This window comes from Pseudomonas sp. JQ36 (assembly GCF_053851495.1).
The window spans coordinates 928,537-944,430 of record NZ_CM132642.1 but is presented as its reverse complement, the minus strand read 5'-3'; the positions used below and the strand labels follow the sequence as shown (position 1 = coordinate 944,430).

Annotated in this window: 17 protein-coding genes; 8 read left to right on the top strand and 9 right to left on the bottom strand. The window is 60.2% G+C overall.

Going from position 1 to position 15,894, the window contains the following annotated elements:
• The first annotated feature begins 39 nt into the window (after positions 1-39).
• On the top strand, positions 40-234 hold the full coding sequence (locus tag ACS4NR_RS04250) for a hypothetical protein (protein ID WP_025108897.1): 195 nt from the start codon (positions 40-42) through the stop codon (positions 232-234).
• A 102-nt stretch (positions 235-336) separates the two neighbouring features.
• The gene (locus ACS4NR_RS04245) at positions 337-516 is read left to right on the top strand and encodes a hypothetical protein (RefSeq protein ID WP_115985635.1); all 180 of its coding nucleotides are present in this window, start codon (positions 337-339) and stop codon (positions 514-516) included.
• Here the strand turns inward: ACS4NR_RS04245 and ACS4NR_RS04240 are convergent.
• Together ACS4NR_RS04240 and ACS4NR_RS04235 are read right to left on the bottom strand one after the other, a co-directional pair.
• Positions 513-1,574 carry an AI-2E family transporter gene (locus ACS4NR_RS04240; protein ID WP_095138783.1) on the bottom strand — a complete coding sequence of 354 codons (1,062 nt, stop codon included), beginning with the start codon at positions 1,572-1,574 and terminating at the stop codon, positions 513-515. The two genes, ACS4NR_RS04245 and ACS4NR_RS04240, sit on opposite strands and share 4 nt — an antisense overlap.
• A gap of 117 nt (positions 1,575-1,691) precedes the next feature.
• A complete protein-coding gene (locus ACS4NR_RS04235) occupies positions 1,692-2,378 on the bottom strand; it encodes a cysteine hydrolase family protein (protein ID WP_456019177.1) in 687 nt (228 codons plus the stop codon).
• A gap of 191 nt (positions 2,379-2,569) precedes the next feature.
• Between ACS4NR_RS04235 and trhP the strand changes: the two genes are divergently transcribed.
• Entirely contained in the window at positions 2,570-3,904 is a 1,335-nt protein-coding gene (gene trhP / locus ACS4NR_RS04230) for a prephenate-dependent tRNA uridine(34) hydroxylase TrhP (RefSeq protein WP_456019176.1), read from the top strand.
• 116 nt (positions 3,905-4,020) lie between these two features.
• Here the strand turns inward: trhP and ACS4NR_RS04225 are convergent, their stop codons facing one another.
• Positions 4,021-4,884 (bottom strand): LysR family transcriptional regulator, encoded by an 864-nt coding sequence (locus tag ACS4NR_RS04225; protein ID WP_456020354.1) that lies wholly within the window; start codon positions 4,882-4,884, stop codon positions 4,021-4,023.
• A gap of 101 nt (positions 4,885-4,985) precedes the next feature.
• Between ACS4NR_RS04225 and ACS4NR_RS04220 the strand changes: the two genes are divergently transcribed.
• Positions 4,986-5,879 carry a DMT family transporter gene (locus tag ACS4NR_RS04220; RefSeq protein WP_456019175.1) on the top strand — a complete coding sequence of 298 codons (894 nt, stop codon included), beginning with the start codon at positions 4,986-4,988 and terminating at the stop codon, positions 5,877-5,879.
• Positions 5,880-6,014: 135 nt separating this feature from the next.
• Here the strand turns inward: ACS4NR_RS04220 and ACS4NR_RS04215 are convergent, their stop codons facing one another.
• Positions 6,015-6,248 carry a hypothetical protein gene (locus tag ACS4NR_RS04215; protein WP_097087777.1) on the bottom strand — a complete coding sequence of 78 codons (234 nt, stop codon included), beginning with the start codon at positions 6,246-6,248 and terminating at the stop codon, positions 6,015-6,017.
• 92 nt (positions 6,249-6,340) lie between these two features.
• Entirely contained in the window at positions 6,341-7,054 is a 714-nt protein-coding gene (locus ACS4NR_RS04210; RefSeq protein ID WP_456019174.1) for a FadR/GntR family transcriptional regulator, read from the bottom strand.
• Between the two features lie 368 nt (positions 7,055-7,422).
• Here ACS4NR_RS04210 and ACS4NR_RS04205 point away from each other — a divergent pair, with 368 nt between their 5' ends.
• Both ACS4NR_RS04205 and gudD read left to right on the top strand, forming a co-directional pair.
• Positions 7,423-8,769, top strand: coding sequence for an MFS transporter (locus ACS4NR_RS04205; protein WP_456019173.1), 1,347 nt, complete (start codon positions 7,423-7,425; stop codon positions 8,767-8,769).
• Between the two features lie 25 nt (positions 8,770-8,794).
• On the top strand, positions 8,795-10,138 hold the full coding sequence (gudD, locus tag ACS4NR_RS04200; protein WP_456019172.1) for a glucarate dehydratase: 1,344 nt from the start codon (positions 8,795-8,797) through the stop codon (positions 10,136-10,138).
• Between the two features lie 129 nt (positions 10,139-10,267).
• Here the strand turns inward: gudD and ACS4NR_RS04195 are convergent, their stop codons facing one another.
• Positions 10,268-11,140: a LysR family transcriptional regulator gene (locus tag ACS4NR_RS04195; RefSeq protein WP_456019171.1), complete on the bottom strand. Its 873-nt coding sequence runs from the start codon at positions 11,138-11,140 to the stop codon at positions 10,268-10,270.
• 160 nt (positions 11,141-11,300) lie between these two features.
• Here ACS4NR_RS04195 and ampC point away from each other — a divergent pair, with 160 nt between their 5' ends.
• Complete coding sequence (gene ampC / locus ACS4NR_RS04190) at positions 11,301-12,467, top strand: class C beta-lactamase (RefSeq protein WP_456019170.1); 1,167 nt, start codon at positions 11,301-11,303, stop codon at positions 12,465-12,467.
• A gap of 137 nt (positions 12,468-12,604) precedes the next feature.
• Here the strand turns inward: ampC and ACS4NR_RS04185 are convergent, their stop codons facing one another.
• Positions 12,605-13,174, bottom strand: coding sequence for a DUF4174 domain-containing protein (locus tag ACS4NR_RS04185; RefSeq protein ID WP_456019169.1), 570 nt, complete (start codon positions 13,172-13,174; stop codon positions 12,605-12,607).
• A 209-nt stretch (positions 13,175-13,383) separates the two neighbouring features.
• Between ACS4NR_RS04185 and ACS4NR_RS04180 the strand changes: the two genes are divergently transcribed.
• Positions 13,384-13,857 carry a GNAT family N-acetyltransferase gene (locus ACS4NR_RS04180; RefSeq protein WP_456019168.1) on the top strand — a complete coding sequence of 158 codons (474 nt, stop codon included), beginning with the start codon at positions 13,384-13,386 and terminating at the stop codon, positions 13,855-13,857.
• 98 nt (positions 13,858-13,955) lie between these two features.
• Here ACS4NR_RS04180 and ACS4NR_RS04175 read toward each other — a convergent pair whose 3' ends face one another.
• Both ACS4NR_RS04175 and ACS4NR_RS04170 read right to left on the bottom strand, forming a co-directional pair.
• Positions 13,956-14,741, bottom strand: a complete 786-nt coding sequence (locus ACS4NR_RS04175) for a sulfite exporter TauE/SafE family protein (protein ID WP_456019167.1) — start codon at positions 14,739-14,741, stop codon at positions 13,956-13,958.
• 123 nt (positions 14,742-14,864) lie between these two features.
• Positions 14,865-15,614 (bottom strand): hypothetical protein, encoded by a 750-nt coding sequence (locus ACS4NR_RS04170; protein WP_456019166.1) that lies wholly within the window; start codon positions 15,612-15,614, stop codon positions 14,865-14,867.
• Positions 15,615-15,894: the final 280 nt, after the last annotated feature.

The following is a 15,894-nucleotide window of genomic DNA, read 5'->3' as shown; positions in this document are numbered from 1 at the left end:
CGTCCGTAAACAACAGGTTGATAAAAACAAGGACGACCCATGCCTACACAAAATCCGCACCGCATCGTCGGCCTGTGCACTTCAAGCAAGGTGTACAGCGCGCTGACTGAACTGAAACACCTGGAAGGCCACCGCTGCGCCAAGTTTCTTTCGCTGCTGGCGGAGAATCTCGTGCACAAGGGCCTGCTCAATGAGCGCGAAGTGGTGCACATGCTCGACCAGGTTGTCGACTGATTCAGCCCTCACTGTGATCAATGACCACTATCGAAAGCGTTGATTGTTCCTGAGCGCAGCGAATCCCTAAGGTAACTCCACAGATTGATGGAGGTACTTTTCATGGCTCAGGTTCAAATCATGTCGGTAATCGGCAGCGCTGTTCCCGCATCGCTCAGAGCGTCGGGATTGCTCGCCTGCTGGTATCTGGTGCGCGAAGGCGAGCCAATCAGCGGCCCGCTCACGTCGCTGACAGCGGCGCAGGCCCTGTCACAGAAGTTGGTCAGTGCCTTCCACGCCTAAGGCAACTGGACTTTCGGTTTGGTCTCGATGAACAGCGCCCAACTGGACATGAACAGCGCCGCGATCAGCGGCCCGATCACGAAACCGTTGAGGCCAAACACCGCGAGACCGCCGAGGGTCGAGATCAGGATCATGTAATCCGGCATTCGCGTGTCCTTGCCGACCAGGATCGGGCGCAGCAGGTTGTCCACCAGACCAATCACAAACACGCCGAATAGCGCCAGCACCACGCCCTGCCAGATCATCCCGCTGAGCAGGAAGTACAGCGCCACCGGCGCCCAGACAATCCCCGCACCCACCGCCGGCAACAGCGACAGAAAGCCCATCAACACCGCCCACAGCAACGCGCTGGGGATGTCGAGAAACCAGAAAATCGCCCCACCCAATGCGCCCTGAGTGACCGCCACCACCAGGTTGCCCTTGACCGTCGCGCGTACCACCCGATTGAACTTCAACTGCAAACGGCGCTTGTGGCTCTCTTCCAGTGGCACCGCGGTGCGTACCTTGCGCACCAGTTCGGCGCCATCACGCAAAAAGAAAAACAGCAGGTACAGCATGATGCCGAAGCTGACCACGAACTCGAACGTCCCCTGGCCGAAACTGAAGGCCTGACTCGCCAGCACCTGGCTGCCCTGCATCGACGCCTTGACGATTTTCTCGCGCACGCCGTTAAGCTCGCCCATGCCGAAGCGATCGAGCAGATGCTGGAAGTACGGGGGCAGGCTGTGCTTGAACTGCGCCAGATAGGCACCGATGTCCAGTTGGCCGCTTTCGATGTTGTTGTACAGCGTTGCGCCTTCCTGGACCAACAGGATGCTGAGGATGATCACCGGCAGAATCGCGATCACCAGGCAGATGCCCAGAGTGCAGAGCGCTGTCAGGTTGCGCCGCCAGCCAAATTTGAGCTGTAACTTGCGCTGCATCGGCGCAAACAGAATGCCGAGAATCACCGCCCAGAACACCGCGCCGTAGAACGGCAGCAGAATCCAGATGAAGGCGACCGTCACCAACAGCAACAGCACGGTGAGGGATTTGAATTGCAGGGTTTTTTCGTTCATGTCCGATCCATGTCAGTCAGGCGTCTCGCACGCCCCGAACCTTAGTCAGCCGGGGCGCGCGCGAGTGCCATCTTTGTTCATGGAGCATAGATTGCCTGGACGATGCAGCCCGGCTAATCAGCGCACCGGCAGTTTGACGATCTGCGCAGTGCTCAACACGTCGCCGAAGGTGTCTTCGACTTCCGCCAATGCGGCTTTGTGCAGGGAGTCCTTGTCGATGGACACACCGTTGGCCCGGGTGATGGCGCGGGTCGCCGAAGCATCGGAAGCGACAATCACGTTGTAGCCCAGAGGCGCGGCATCCCGCGCAGCACCCGCCACGCAGGCGTGGGTCATCAGGCCGGAAATGATCAGTGTCTGGATGCCGGCCTTTTTCAGTTGCTGGTCAAGGTCGGTACTGGCGAACACGCTGACGGTGCTTTTTTGCAGCACCACGTCTTGCGGGCGCGGCTGCATGTCTTGGTGAAATTTGACGGTCTGACCATCGATGGCAAACACCGGCGAACCGGCCGGCGCGATGTGCTGCACGTGATACACCGGGATCTTGTGACTGTCGGCAAAGGTGATCAGCTCTCGGGTTTTCGCCAACGCAGCGGCACCGTCCGGGATCGGCATCCGGCCGCTGAAATATTCATTCTGGAAGTCGATCACCACCAGCGCAGACTTTCCGGCTGGCAAATGATCGACCGGTGTAGCGCCGGACATTGCCCGAATGGTCGGGTGGTTGTCGGCCATCGCTGCGCTGCTGGCCAATACACCGGAAAATGCACAAGCGGTGAGAAAGCGGTTAGTAAAGTTCTGCATGGGAAAGTCCTGCGTCGGTTGATTTGATAAGCGAATCTTAAGCAGCCACCGCCGCACCGAACACAGTGAACCGGCACATGATCTGTGCCCTTTCTGCACAGATAGACTCCGCGCACGCAAACGTAGATCCAGATCAATAAACCGCTTTTGCCACTGCACTACCCTGCCGCGTTTTTGCGACCGATGCCGCCATGAAGCCAGACCTCCCCCTCGCCGCCCCGGAATTGCTCGCCCCCGCCGGCACCCTGAAGAACATGCGCTACGCCTTCGCCTACGGTGCCGATGCGGTCTACGCCGGCCAGCCGCGGTACAGCCTGCGGGTGCGCAATAACGAGTTCGACCACGCCAACCTCGCCCTCGGTATTCGCGAAGCGCAGGCCCAGGGCAAGCGCTTCTACGTGGTGGTCAACATCGCCCCGCACAACGCCAAACTGAAGACCTTCCTCAAGGATCTGGCGCCGGTGATCGAGATGGCGCCGGACGCGCTGATCATGTCCGACCCGGGCCTGATCATGCTGGTGCGCCGGCACTTCCCGCAGATGCCGATCCACCTTTCGGTGCAGGCCAACACGGTGAACTGGGCGAGCGTCGAATTCTGGCAGCAACAGGGGCTGAGCCGGATCATCCTGTCGCGGGAATTGTCGCTGGAAGAAATCGGCGAAATCCGCGAACAGGTGCCCGGCATGGAGCTGGAAGTGTTCGTCCACGGAGCACTGTGCATGGCCTACTCCGGGCGCTGCCTGCTGTCGGGCTACATGAACAAACGCGACGCCAATCAGGGCACTTGCACCAACGCCTGCCGCTGGAAGTATTCGGCGCAGCAAGCCACGGAAAATCAGCTCGGCGAGATCGTACAGATTTTCCAGCCGGAGCCGACCCTGGGCATCGGCGCGCCGACCGATCAAGTGTTCCTGCTGCAGGAAGCCAATCGCCCCGATGAGTTGATGCCGGCATTTGAAGACGAGCACGGCACCTACATCATGAACGCCAAGGATCTGCGCGCGGTGCAGCACGTCGAACGCCTGACGCGCATGGGCGTGCATTCGCTGAAGATCGAGGGCCGGACCAAATCGCACTTCTATTGCGCGCGCACCACCCAGGTCTATCGCCGGGCGATCGACGATGCAGTGGCCGGACGCGAGTTCGATCGCAGCCTGATGACCGATCTGGAATCACTGGCCCAGCGCGGCTACACCGAAGGTTTTCTGCGCCGCCATGTGCATGACGAATACCAGAATTATCAGAACGGCAGCTCGGTGTCCGAGCGCCAGCAGTTCGTTGGCGAACTGACCGGCGAGCGCCGCGACCGACTGGCCGAGGTCAAGGTGAAGAACCGTTTTGCCCTCGGCGATCATCTGGAACTGATGACGCCCAAGGGCAATTTCCACTTCGACCTGCACCAGTTGCAGAGTGCCAAGGGCGAAGCCATTGACGTCGCCCCCGGTGACGGGCACACGGTTTACCTGCCGATTCCGGACGCGGTGGATTTGCGCTTTGGCCTGCTGATGCGCGACCTGAGTTCCTGAATCCACCCTGTAGGAGCTGCCGCAGGCTGCGATCTTTTGATCTGGTTTTTCAACAACAAAGTCAAAAGATCGCAGCCTGCGGCAGCTCCTACAGAGGAAACGCGGGGGTAACGGGATCAGAGGAATTCCTCGCGCAACATCGCCACGAACGCCTCACGCGCCGGGTGTACCCCGGCGTTTTCGTGCCAGTAAAACAGGTTGTCGATCGCCGTCAGTTCAGGAAACTCATAGCCCACGCAGCCAGCGCCTCTGGCGTATTGCTCGAACACGCTTTTAGGCACCAAGGCCACGCCGGCGCCAGCACTTACGCAACCGACAATCGCCCCGTAACTGGCCAGGCTGACAATCGGCAGCGCCTGGCCCTGACGCAACAACCAATGCTCCAGCGCCGCCCGATACGGGCAGCCTTGCGGCCACATGAACATGGTTTTGTCCTGCAGATCGTGGATGTCGCACACCGGGCCGAACGACGTGGAAGCAATCAGCAGCAGCTCCTCGCGGTACATCGGTGTGCGTTTGAGCTGCGAGCGCTCGACGTCCACTGCGACGATTGCGCCGTCGAGGCGATGGTTGACGGTGTCGTCGAGCAATTGGCCCCAGGTGCCAGTGGTCAACTCCAGTGCCACCTGCGGATAGCGCTGGTGAAACTTGGCCAACAGTCGGGGCAAACGCCCGGTGGCCGAGGACTCGATCGCACCGATACGCAGCGGGCCGGACGGTTCGGCGGCGGGATCTACTGCGCGCTTGGCTTCGGCGGTCAGTGCCAGAATCCGCTCGGCATAAGCGAGAAACGTCTGTCCCGCCGGGCTGATCCGCAGCCCGCGCCCCTCGCGCAGAAACAGCGCCACACCGAGCTCCGCTTCCAATGCCTTGATCCGTGCGGTGATGTTTGACGGCACACAAAACAACTTTTCAGCAGCGCGGGCAATGCTGCCCTCGTCGGCCACGGTCTTGAACATGCGGATCTGCGCCAGCTCCATACTCATCACTCAAAGTGAACATTCAGCGCAGTATAAGTCAGTTGTGGAGACCTGTTGACCGCCCGGATACTCGGCGCATCAACCCTTGCGGTGCGCCGATCATGCCGTGTCCTTCTCCTGTAAAAATCATTCTGGCCATGGCCTTCGTGGTCGGCTGCTGGGCCTATTCGCCGACCGGCATTCACATCGGCCTGCAAGCCTACGACCCCGGGCATCTGGCGTTATTGCGGTTTCTCCTGGCGTCGCTGTTCATGGCCGTGATCGCGGCGCTCAAAGGCATTCGCCTGCCGCAACCGCGCGACGTGGCGCTGTTGTTCGCCCTGGGATTTTTTGCCGTCAGCCTGCATCACGTGGCGCTGAACATCGGCCAGCAAAGCGTCAGCGCCGGCGCCTCCAGCGTACTGGCGCAGTCGAGCCCATTGTTCAGTACGCTGCTGGCGCGCTACGTATTCAAGGATCAGGTCAGTGTCTGGCGTTGGGGCTGCATCTTGCTGGGACTGGTCGGGGTGGTGGTCGTGGTCAGCGCCGATCGGGGCCTGGGGCAGATCGACGCGCATGGTTTGCTGATCCTGCTGGCAGCGCTGTCATGGAGCATTTACTTCGCCCTGCAAAAACATCACGCCCGGCGTTATGACGGCTTCAGTCTGGCCTGTTATGCGGTGTGGTCGGGGACGCTGCTGTTACTGATTTATCTGCCGGGGCTGGGTGCGGCGGTAGCCAAAGCACCGCTGCGAGTGCAATGGGCGGTGCTGGCGTTGGGGATGTTTCCCAGCGCGCTGGCGTATCTGGCCTGGGGCTTTGTGCTCAGGCATGTGGACTTGAGCCGGGCGACGATGACGTTGTACCTGATACCACCGACGGCGATGGGGATTGCTTCGCTGGGATTGGGCGAGCGGCCGACGCTGATGGTGCTGGCGGGGTCGACGGTGGTGTTGATCAGTGTGCTGGCGTTGAATCTGGAGCGGCGGGTGGAGGGTCGACCGGTTGAGGTCTGATCGAGGATTTTACTGAGGCTGATGACCCCATCGCGAGCAGGCTCACTCCTACAGGGGGATGCGTTTTACCTGTGGGAGCGAGCTTGCTCGCGAAAGGGCCGGCGCAGACTATAAATATCTCGTGCCGGGTCAGCCTCAGCGCCTGTCATCCGACAACGGCGTCGGCTCATCCGCTGGCGGCACATCATCATCGTCCGCCGCTGGGTCCTTCCAGTCTTCCGGCCGATCGGCATCACTCAACGGATCACGCCCGGGGCTCATGCCCGGCGGCGCATCGTGATCGGCCAGTGTCGGCTCATCCGTGCCAGGCACCGGACGGGTCGGATCGGTCGGCAGCACACCACCTTGAAACAGCAAATCATTAGCCATGACACACCTCACCAAGGAGGTCCGGAGAACCCGGGCCATACAGCTTGGAAGCGTGCCTGCGCAGGCCGTGCCTTCGAGCAGACCAACGGCAATCAGCCGTGTGCACCAAAGCGGTCGCGGCTGTTGGTCAGGTGCAGCCACATGGCCGCGCGCGCCGCGTCCGGATCCTGACGCTTGATCGCATTCAGGATCGCTTCGTGCTCCAGATGCGCCAACTGCCCCAGCTTGCTCAGATCCGCCGCGCCACGCTCGGCGGCATTGAGCCGCTGACGCGGAATCATCGCGCTGCCCAGGTGCTGCATGATTTCGCTGAAACAGACGTTGCCGGTGGCTTCGGCGATCAGCAGGTGAAAACGTCGGTCGGCTTCAACACAACTGTCATTGCTGTCCAGCAGGCGCTGATAGTCATCCAGCGCTTGGCGCATCTGCAGCAGTTGCTGCTCGCTGCGCCGTTGCGCGGCCAACGCGGCGGCCTGGGTCTCCAGGCCCATGCGCAATTCAAGAATGCTGCGCACCCCAAGCGCGGTGTCGACATTCAGGCGCAAGCCCTGCTCCGCGACGCGCTCGATGACGAACGTGCCGATGCCGTGCCGCGTCTCCACCAGCCCCGACGCCTGCAACTTGGAAATCGCCTCGCGCACCACTGTGCGACTGACGCCGTGCTCCTGAACGATGGCGTTCTCCGACGGCAGTTTGTCGCCGGGCGACAGCTGGCCGAGCAGGATGCTCTGGGTGAGTTTTTCCACCAGATCATGCGCAAGGTTATGCGCACGTTTGCGGGCGGGAGCGTCGAGGTCTTCTTGCATGTTCGGTTCCGGTGATCGAGGCATGGCGATCGTAGCACTGCGCGGTGGCTGACGAGATTTGATTTTAGCGCCGAATCAGCCTTCAACTTGTATGACAACACTCAATGCAAAAGAAAATAACTGCAACAAGCAAGCGCTACGCCCTGTTTGAACATTTGGATGGTGAACCGTGAAGTGCGTCTGACGGGTGCGTCTAGAACCAATAAAAACTGGGCCAACCACCAAAAAGAAATAAAAAATTGGTTCACCAGACAAATTTAATCGCTGCACCCCACTTGTAGGACAAAAAATCTCAGTTGTATGATGTCTATCAACAACGCAGCACCCAGCCCTACCCCGCATAAAAATAATCAGTGGGAGAAAACCAAGTGAAAACCTCCGTCTCCGGGATGAACGAGGGCGTCGATTCGACACTCGCGTCCGCCATCTCGAAAGTGAAACGCCACGTCCTGCCGCTCTTCGTGATCATGTTCATCGTCAATTACATTGACCGGGTGAACATCGGTTTCGTCCGCACCCACATGGAACATGATCTGGGCATCGGCGCTGCCGCCTACGGCTTCGGCGCCGGTCTGTTCTTCATCGGTTACGCACTGTTCGAAGTGCCGTCCAACATGCTCCTGCAGAAAGTCGGCGCGCGTATCTGGCTGACCCGCATCATGTTCACCTGGGGTCTGGTCGCCGCCGGCATGGCGTTCATCCAGAACGAAACACACTTCTACATCCTGCGCTTTCTGCTCGGCGTGGCCGAAGCCGGGTTCTTTCCCGGGGTGATCTACTACTTCACCCGCTGGCTACCCGGCGCCGAACGCGGCAAGGCCATCGCGATTTTCCTCAGTGGTTCGGCGGTGGCCTCGCTGATCTCCGGCCCGCTTTCCGGCCTGCTCTTGCAGATCAACGGCCTGGGCATGCACGGCTGGCAATGGATGTACTTCATCGAAGGGATGTTTTCCGTAGGCCTGTGCGTGTTCGTCTGGTTCTGGCTCGACGCCAAACCCCACGACGCGAAATGGCTGACCCGCGCCGAACAGGACGCACTGGTCAGCGCCATCGACGATGAACAGAAGGCCCGCGAAGCCGCGACGCCGATCCGTCCATCAATGGGCAAACTGCTCAAGGACCGGCAGATCATCCTGTTCTGTCTGATCTACTTTTTCATTCAGCTGACGATCTACGCCGCGACGTTCTGGCTGCCGAGCATCATCAAGAAAATGGGCGAGATGAGCGATTTCCAGGTCGGCCTGTTCAACTCGATTCCGTGGTTGCTGTCGATCGTCGGCATGTACGCGTTCGCCTCGCTCTCGACCAAGTGGAAGCACCAGCAAGCCTGGGTCGCCACCGCATTGCTGATCGCCGCAGCGGGGATGTTCATGTCCACCACCGGCGGGCCGATTTTCGCCTTTGTCGCGATCTGTTTTGCCGCGCTGGGTTTCAAGTCCGCCTCATCGTTGTTTTGGCCGATTCCGCAGGCCTATCTGGATGCACGGATCGCCGCGGCAGTGATCGCACTGATCAACTCGGTGGGCAACCTCGGCGGCTTCGTCGCGCCCACCACCTTCGGCCTGCTCGAAGAACACACCGGTTCGATTCAGGGCGGCCTCTACGGCCTGGCCGCGACCTCGATCATCGCCGCGGTCATCGTCTTCGCTGCACGCACCACCCCGAAACCCGCTGCTGACATCGCCGTGGCCGAAACCGCGCCGAAGCACGCTTGAACTCTGTCTGATTAGGATAAAAACCATGACCGCATACGACACTGCCAAAGCGCCAATCATCACTGACATGCAGGTGATTCCCGTGGCCGGCCACGACGGCATGCTGCTCAACTTGAGCGGCGCCCACGGGCCATTTTTCACCCGCAATATCGTCATCCTCAAGGACAACGCCGGGCACACCGGCGTCGGTGAAGTGCCCGGTGGCGAGCGCATCCGCCAGACGCTGGAGGACGCCCGCAGCCTGGTGCTCGGCAACGCGATCGGCAACTATCAGAAAATCCTCAATCAGGTGCGCCAGACCTTCGCCGAGCGTGACGCCGGCGGCCGTGGCCTGCAGACGTTCGACCTGCGCATCACCATCCACGCGGTCACCGGACTCGAAGCCGCCCTGCTCGACCTGCTCGGGCAACACCTCGACGTGCCGGTCGCGGCGTTGCTCGGCGAAGGCCAGCAACGCGACCAAGTGAAGATGCTCGGTTATCTGTTTTACGTCGGCGATCAACGCGAGACCGACCTCGCCTACCGCAGCGAACCGGATGCCGATAACGACTGGTTCCGCGTCCGTCACGAGAAAGCCATGAGCGCCGAAGCGGTGGTGCGTCTGGCCGAAGCGGCGCAGGCGAAATACGGTTTCCAGGACTTCAAACTCAAGGGCGGCGTGCTCAGCGGCGACGCGGAAATCGAAGCCGTGACGGCACTGGCCGAACGCTTTCCCGAGGCACGAATCACCCTCGACCCGAACGGCGCCTGGTCACTGAAAGAAGCGATCCGCCTGTGCCGCGACCAACATCACGTGCTGGCTTACGCCGAAGACCCGTGCGGTGCGGAAAACGGTTACTCGGGGCGCGAAGTCATGGCCGAGTTCCGCCGCGCCACCGGGCTGAAGACGGCGACCAACATGATCGCCACCGACTGGCGCGAGATGGGCCACGCCATCCAGTTGCAGTCGGTGGACATCCCGTTGGCCGACCCGCACTTCTGGACCATGCAAGGCTCGGTGCGTGTCGCGCAGTTGTGCCATGAGTGGGGCCTGACCTGGGGCTCGCACTCCAACAATCATTTCGATATTTCCCTGGCGATGTTTACCCATGTCGCGGCGGCGGCACCGGGCGACATCACCGCCATCGACACGCACTGGATCTGGCAGGACGGCCAGCGTCTGACCAAGGCACCGCTGCAAATTGTCGACGGTTGCGTGCAAGTGCCACAGAAACCGGGGCTGGGTGTGGAGCTGGACATGGATCAGCTGGCCAAGGCTCACGAACTGTACAAAGGCATGGGCCTCGGTGCGCGGGACGACAGCGTGGCGATGCAGTTTTTGATTCCGGGATGGACGTTCGATAACAAGCGGCCGTGTCTGGTGCGCTGACATTCTCAAGCTCACCGTACTTCAAATGTGGGAGCGGGCTTGCTCGCGAAGGCGGCGTGTCATTCAACTCAAATATTGACTGACACACCGCCTTCGCGAGCAAGCCCGCTCCCACAGGGGGGATTTATGTCAGACAGAGATTTGCAGCAGCCAGTTTTTGAACGCCGTCATCGCCGCCGTCTCCGGCCTTGACTGCAAGCGCGTCAGCCAATAACTGCCAGTGGTGATTTCAATCGCAAACGGCTGGCGAATCACGTCCGCCGCCAGTTGCCGGGCGAACATCAGCGGCGGTGCCAACGCTACCCCGCTGCCCTGCAGCGCGGCTTCCATCATCGCCAGCGATGAGTCGAAGACAATGCTCTGCGGCGGCGCCGCGTGAGTCGCCAGGCCGGCGGCGTGAAACCATTCCGGCCATTCATCGGTGCGATAGGAACGCAGCAAGCGCTGTTGCAGCAGATCCGTCGGCGTGTGCAGTTGCCGGGCGATTTCCGGCACGCACAACACCGACAGGGGCGCATCGAGCAGTCGCGTCGCCTCGATCCCATGCCACGCCCCGGCGCCGAAACGAATCGCGTAATCCAGCCCTTCGGCGGCGACGTCGACCCGGTTGTTGTGGGTCGACAGGCGCAAATCGATCAGCGGATGTTTCGCCTGAAAATCCGCCAGCCGCGGCAACAGCCAGCCGACCGCGAACGTCCCCACGGCGCCGACGGTCAACGTTTCGCGGTACTGTCCTCCAGCCAGACGTTCAAGCATCTGCGCAATGTGATCGAACGAGGTGGTCAGCACTGGCAACAGGGTTTCGCCCTCCCCCGTCAGCATCAGCCCACGCGGCAGACGCTTGAACAGGGTGACGTTGAGCTGCGCCTCAAGGCTTTTCACCTGATGGCTCACCGCCGCCTGGGTCACGCACAGCTCGACGGCGGCACGGGTAAAGCTCAGATGCCGCGCCGAGGCTTCGAACGCGCGCAGTGCATTGAGCGGCAATTGAGGTCGAATCATGCCAAGTCCCAAATTTTTCTAATGGCTCATGCGAAATATCATCGTTTGTCGACGAGTGCCAGACTGCCTAAATTGTCGGCGCTGATCAGTCGACTAACGTTTCAATTGCCCGCAGTCTAGCGGGATATCACCCTCAACACTCATGGAGAGTGGTTCACTCATGTCCTTCATCAACCCGAGCAAAGTCATTTCCTGCAGCGCATTCGGCGTAATTTTCGCTGCAAACGCGTGCATGGCTGCCACGCCCAGCGACGAGCAACTGCAAGCCCTGGTGAATAAAGCCGTCACCCCGGTGATGCAGCAACAGCAGGTTCCGGGCCTGGTCGTGGCTATCACCGTCAGGGGTCAGCCGCATTACTTTAACTACGGCGTCGCCGCCAAGGATACCGGGCAGAAAGTCAGCGAAAACACTCTGTTCGAAATCGGCTCGGTGAGCAAAACCTTCGCCGCCACCTTGGCCGGCTATGCGCAGGCGACCGGCAAACTGGATCTGTCGACCAAGGCCAGCCAGCTCTGGCCGGAACTGAAAGGCAGCGCTTTCGACAACATCAGCGTGCTGCAACTGGGCACCTACAGCGCTGGCGGCCTGCCGCTGCAATTCCCGGCCGAGTGGGATTCGGCCAACAAGATGCTTGGCTATTACCAACAGTGGAAACCGAGCTTCCCGGCCGGCAGCCAGCGTCTGTACTCCAACCCGAGCCTGGGTCTTTTCGGTTATCTGGCCGCCAAGACCCTTGGCCAGCCCTATGATCAGGCGATGAGCGAAACCCTGCTGCCGAAACTCGGCCTGCAACACACCTACCTGCAGGTGCCGAAAGCACAAATGAACCTGTACGCGCAGGGCTACGACAAGAATAACCAACCGGTGCGCGTCACCCCGGGCGCAATGGATTCAGAAGCCTACGGCGTGAAAACCAGCGCCGCCGACATGCTGCGATACGTGCAGGCCAACCTGAAACCGGCAAGCCTGGAAACCCCGCTGCAACAAGCCATCGCCAACACCCACACCGGTTATTACAGCGTCGGCGACATGACCCAGGGTCTGGGCTGGGAAATGTACCGTTACCCGATCAGCCTCGAGCGCTTGCTGGCCGGTAACAGCACGGAAATGGCCATGCAGCCGCACAAGGTGCAATGGCTCAACCCGCCACAGCCGCAGGTGGATAATGTGCTGCTGAACAAAACCGGATCTACGGGTGGTTTTGGCAGTTACGTGGCGTTTGTGCCGTCGAAGGATGTCGGCGTGGTGATTCTGGCGAACAAGAACTTTCCGATTCCGGAGCGGGTGAAGATTGCTCACACGATCCTCAGCGTTTTGACCGACTGAAAATCAAAAGATCGCAGCCTTCGGCAGCTCCTACACCGATCCCATGTAGGAGCTGCCGCAGGCTGCGATCTTTTTGACGGGCAATAAAAATGGGCGACCTGCAGAGGTCGCCCATTTTTCTGATTCAGGCCACGCCATCAGTCATCCGGCATCTGCGGTGGCTTGCTCGGTTTCGCAGGCTTGCCCGGTTTGGCCCCCTTTACACCTTTGGCCGGTTCAGACTCAGCGGCGGCCGGGGGCTGAGCGGCGGCTGCAGCGGCCGCTTCTTTCTCGGCCATTGGCATGGCGTCGATAGTGTCGAAGATTTTCTTCAGGTCCACCGATTTCGCTTCATCACCCGAGGCCGAAAGCTTGATCTCGCCGTCCTTGCCCACCAGGAAGACTTTTGGATACGCCCCGGCGCCCAGCTTCAACGAACGCAACAGGGCCATGGTGTCCTGCTGACCAAGATCCTTGCCGTCGAGCTGGCCGGCCATATTGAGAATGGTGTAGACCTTGATGTTGCGATCGGTGACGCCCTTCTTGTTCGCCGGATCTTCCAGCGACTTTTTCAGCCCCACCCACACCGGGTCGACGGTGCTTTGTGCGATCACGATCAACGGTCGGGCCCGCCCCATGTCCCCGGCTATGGGCGAATCGTTGTCAGCGGCGAACAAGGGGCCGGCAATCGCCAGCAAGAGTGTCAGGGTCAGTGACCTGATGAGCATGCGCATCTCCTTTTGATATCCACGCTCTAATGATTGCGCATCGCGGCGATTGTTCCGGGGTCGTGCCCGGCAAATATGTTTCGCCTTGTCAGAAGCTTAGGCCAGCCGCGTCATTGCGCAACCGCACCGGGGTAATCGTGACGCGGATTTGATTACCTTTTATGAGCGCATTAGGGTGGTCGTTCTGCCCACGAAATGGAGTTCAACCCATGCACATCGACTACCTTTGCGATCACCCGCATTTGATTGAGGAACTGGCTGCGCTCAATTTCAAGGAATGGGGCGAATTCCGTGACGGCGATACTCTTGAAGCCCGCACCGAGCGAATGCGCGCGGCCTGCGGCAAGGGTGCGGTTCCCAGCGTGGTGGTGGCCATTGAAGACGGCAGATTGCTCGGTGGGGCGCTGCTGATCGACAGCGACATGAAGATCCGCCCGCAACTGACGCCGTGGCTGGCCGGGGTTTATGTGAAGGCCGAGGAGCGTGGACGCGGGGTTGCTTCGCAGCTGGTCAATCGGATCGTCGATGAAGCGGCGGCGCTGGGAGTGACCGAGTTGTATCTGTACACCGACGCCGCGCAATCGCTGTATGCGCGGCTGGGGTGGGAGGTGGTCGAGGATCTGGTTTACGAAGAACTGCCAGTGACCGTCATGAAATTCAACATCCTTCAAGACCCACTGTAGGAGCTGCCGCAGGCTGCGATCTTTTGATTTTCAAGGTCAAAAGATCGCAGCCTGCGGCAGCTCCTACAGGGGGACTGCGGCGTCTCGAAAGGGCTGGTTCAGAACGCCAGTTTATAGCCGATCAACAGCAACATGGTCGCCAGGCACGGGCGCAGCAATTCATCGGAAATGCGCCCGGTCAGGTGGCTGCCGAGCCAGATGCCCGGCAACGAACCCATGAGCAAAAAGCCCAGCACGCCCCAGTCCATGTTGCCCATGCTCGCGTGGCCCAGACCTGCAACCAGCGTCAGCGGCACGGCGTGGGCGATTTCGGTGCCGACCAGCCGCCGGGTCGGCAGCAGCGGATAGAGGATGAACAACGCGACGGTGCCGAGGGCGCCAGCGCCGATCGAGGTCAGGGCGACCATGGTGCCGAGGATCAACCCGGTGATCACCGTCATCACATTCAGGCGCGCGCCGCTCGGGTTGTAGTGGCCGCCCGCGCGTTTGTGGGCGAATTCGAGCAGGCGTTTCTTGAACAGAATCGCCAGCGCCGTGGCGAACAGCACGAAGCCCAAGGCTTGTTTGATGATCGCGTTCATCGCTTCGGGCGCGGTGTGCAGGGTGCTGAGAAACCACAACGTCATGGCGACTGCCGGCACGCTGCCGAGGGTCAGCCATCCAGTGATGGCCCAGTCGATGTTGTTGTTCTTCTTGTGCACCAGCACGCCACTGGATTTGGTAATGGCCGCATACAGCAGGTCAGTGCCCACCGCTGTTGCCGGGTTGATGCCGAACCACAGCAGGATCGGCGTCATCAACGAACCGCCGCCGACACCGGTCATGCCGACAATAAAACCCACCACCAGCCCGGCAATCACCAGGCCGAAATTTGCCAATTCCATTAAGACGTCCAGAAAAACGACAGGAAAAATCTGGCCCGCAGCATAGCGATTTTTCATATAACCACATATATCGATGCGGTCTATCGTTATGCCTTCTCGATACCACTCCCGCTCCCCACGGTTTTATTGCACCGGCAGGAAATTCAGGAACAACAGACTCTGCGCATAATTCAACCCGATGCGCCGGTAGCGTTCGTCGAGCATCTGCGTCAGCAGATCGAGCCGCGCGACGATCTTGCCGAACTCGGTGGCGAAGCTGAGGTTGCTGCCCTCCTCCGAGATTTCGTTGGAGAACAGCAACGGCTGGCCTTCCTTGTTCTGGCGCTGGGCCAGAATCCACGTGGCTTTCTCGATGTTGCGCGCGGCGTTGTGGACGAAGGTCGGGTTGATCGCATCAGTCATGTAGAACTCGACGCGATTGCCATGGGCGGTGACCAGCATGCTGCCGATGGCATAGATGAAGGCGCCGACCCGATCCCCGAGAAACTCCGGACTCATCGCGTAGCTGAGCGCTGCGAGATCCTTGCGGCCGCCCAGCACGGGCAACGGTTGCTGCTGCTCGACCGCCAGGCGCACCTGTTTCACCGCGGTGTTGATGTCGAGGAATCCCGATTTGCGCAGCTCTTCCGGGTTGCGCAGGTACAGCTTGCCCATTAGCCGATAAAGACTGTTGAGGTTGTCGCGCATCGCCAGCGTGGCCATGCGGTCGACGCTGGTCTGCAGGAATTCCTGCGGTTGTCCTTCACGCATCTGAGCGATAAAGCCATTGCCGTCCTGATGCGAGCAACCGCTGACAGACAGCAATGACAGACAGGCCAGCACCAGGCACGGGCGGTGAACAAATCGGGCGATCTGATGAAAAACTCTCGGCATGAATTCTCGAACAGGCACATTCCTGTGCGGCGGGCGTCGCCGCATCCTGGCCATGGATAGAGCCGGCAATTGCGAAAAAGTGCAGTGGCGGATTTTCCCGGTCGATTGACGGCGAAGGAGCGTCAAGCCAATTAGTCAGTCTTTATTGTTGAAATACACGATCAATCAACTATAAATCTTCTTCAGACGTCAAAATAGATTGACTAGTACCATGTAGGAGCTGCCGCAGGCTGCGATCTATTGATCTTGATTCTAAAAAACGAAGATCAAAAGATCGCAG

Bases quoted from the DNA above. Each gene is read 5' to 3' on its own strand.
- ACS4NR_RS04250 (WP_025108897.1), top strand. From the start codon at position 40: ATGCCTACACAAAATCCGCACCGCATCGTCGGCCTGTGCACTTCAAGC.
- ACS4NR_RS04245 (WP_115985635.1), top strand. From the start codon at position 337: ATGGCTCAGGTTCAAATCATGTCGGTAATCGGCAGCGCTGTTCCCGCA.
- ACS4NR_RS04240 (WP_095138783.1), bottom strand. From the start codon at position 1,574: ATGAACGAAAAAACCCTGCAATTCAAATCCCTCACCGTGCTGTTGCTG.
- ACS4NR_RS04235 (WP_456019177.1), bottom strand. From the start codon at position 2,378: ATGCAGAACTTTACTAACCGCTTTCTCACCGCTTGTGCATTTTCCGGT.
- trhP (WP_456019176.1), top strand. From the start codon at position 2,570: ATGAAGCCAGACCTCCCCCTCGCCGCCCCGGAATTGCTCGCCCCCGCC.
- ACS4NR_RS04225 (WP_456020354.1), bottom strand. From the start codon at position 4,884: ATGGAGCTGGCGCAGATCCGCATGTTCAAGACCGTGGCCGACGAGGGC.
- ACS4NR_RS04220 (WP_456019175.1), top strand. From the start codon at position 4,986: ATGCCGTGTCCTTCTCCTGTAAAAATCATTCTGGCCATGGCCTTCGTG.
- ACS4NR_RS04215 (WP_097087777.1), bottom strand. From the start codon at position 6,248: ATGGCTAATGATTTGCTGTTTCAAGGTGGTGTGCTGCCGACCGATCCG.
- ACS4NR_RS04210 (WP_456019174.1), bottom strand. From the start codon at position 7,054: ATGCAAGAAGACCTCGACGCTCCCGCCCGCAAACGTGCGCATAACCTT.
- gudD (WP_456019172.1), top strand. From the start codon at position 8,795: ATGACCGCATACGACACTGCCAAAGCGCCAATCATCACTGACATGCAG.
- ACS4NR_RS04195 (WP_456019171.1), bottom strand. From the start codon at position 11,140: ATGATTCGACCTCAATTGCCGCTCAATGCACTGCGCGCGTTCGAAGCC.
- ampC (WP_456019170.1), top strand. From the start codon at position 11,301: ATGTCCTTCATCAACCCGAGCAAAGTCATTTCCTGCAGCGCATTCGGC.
- ACS4NR_RS04185 (WP_456019169.1), bottom strand. From the start codon at position 13,174: ATGCTCATCAGGTCACTGACCCTGACACTCTTGCTGGCGATTGCCGGC.
- ACS4NR_RS04180 (WP_456019168.1), top strand. From the start codon at position 13,384: ATGCACATCGACTACCTTTGCGATCACCCGCATTTGATTGAGGAACTG.
- ACS4NR_RS04175 (WP_456019167.1), bottom strand. From the start codon at position 14,741: ATGGAATTGGCAAATTTCGGCCTGGTGATTGCCGGGCTGGTGGTGGGT.
- ACS4NR_RS04170 (WP_456019166.1), bottom strand. From the start codon at position 15,614: ATGCCGAGAGTTTTTCATCAGATCGCCCGATTTGTTCACCGCCCGTGC.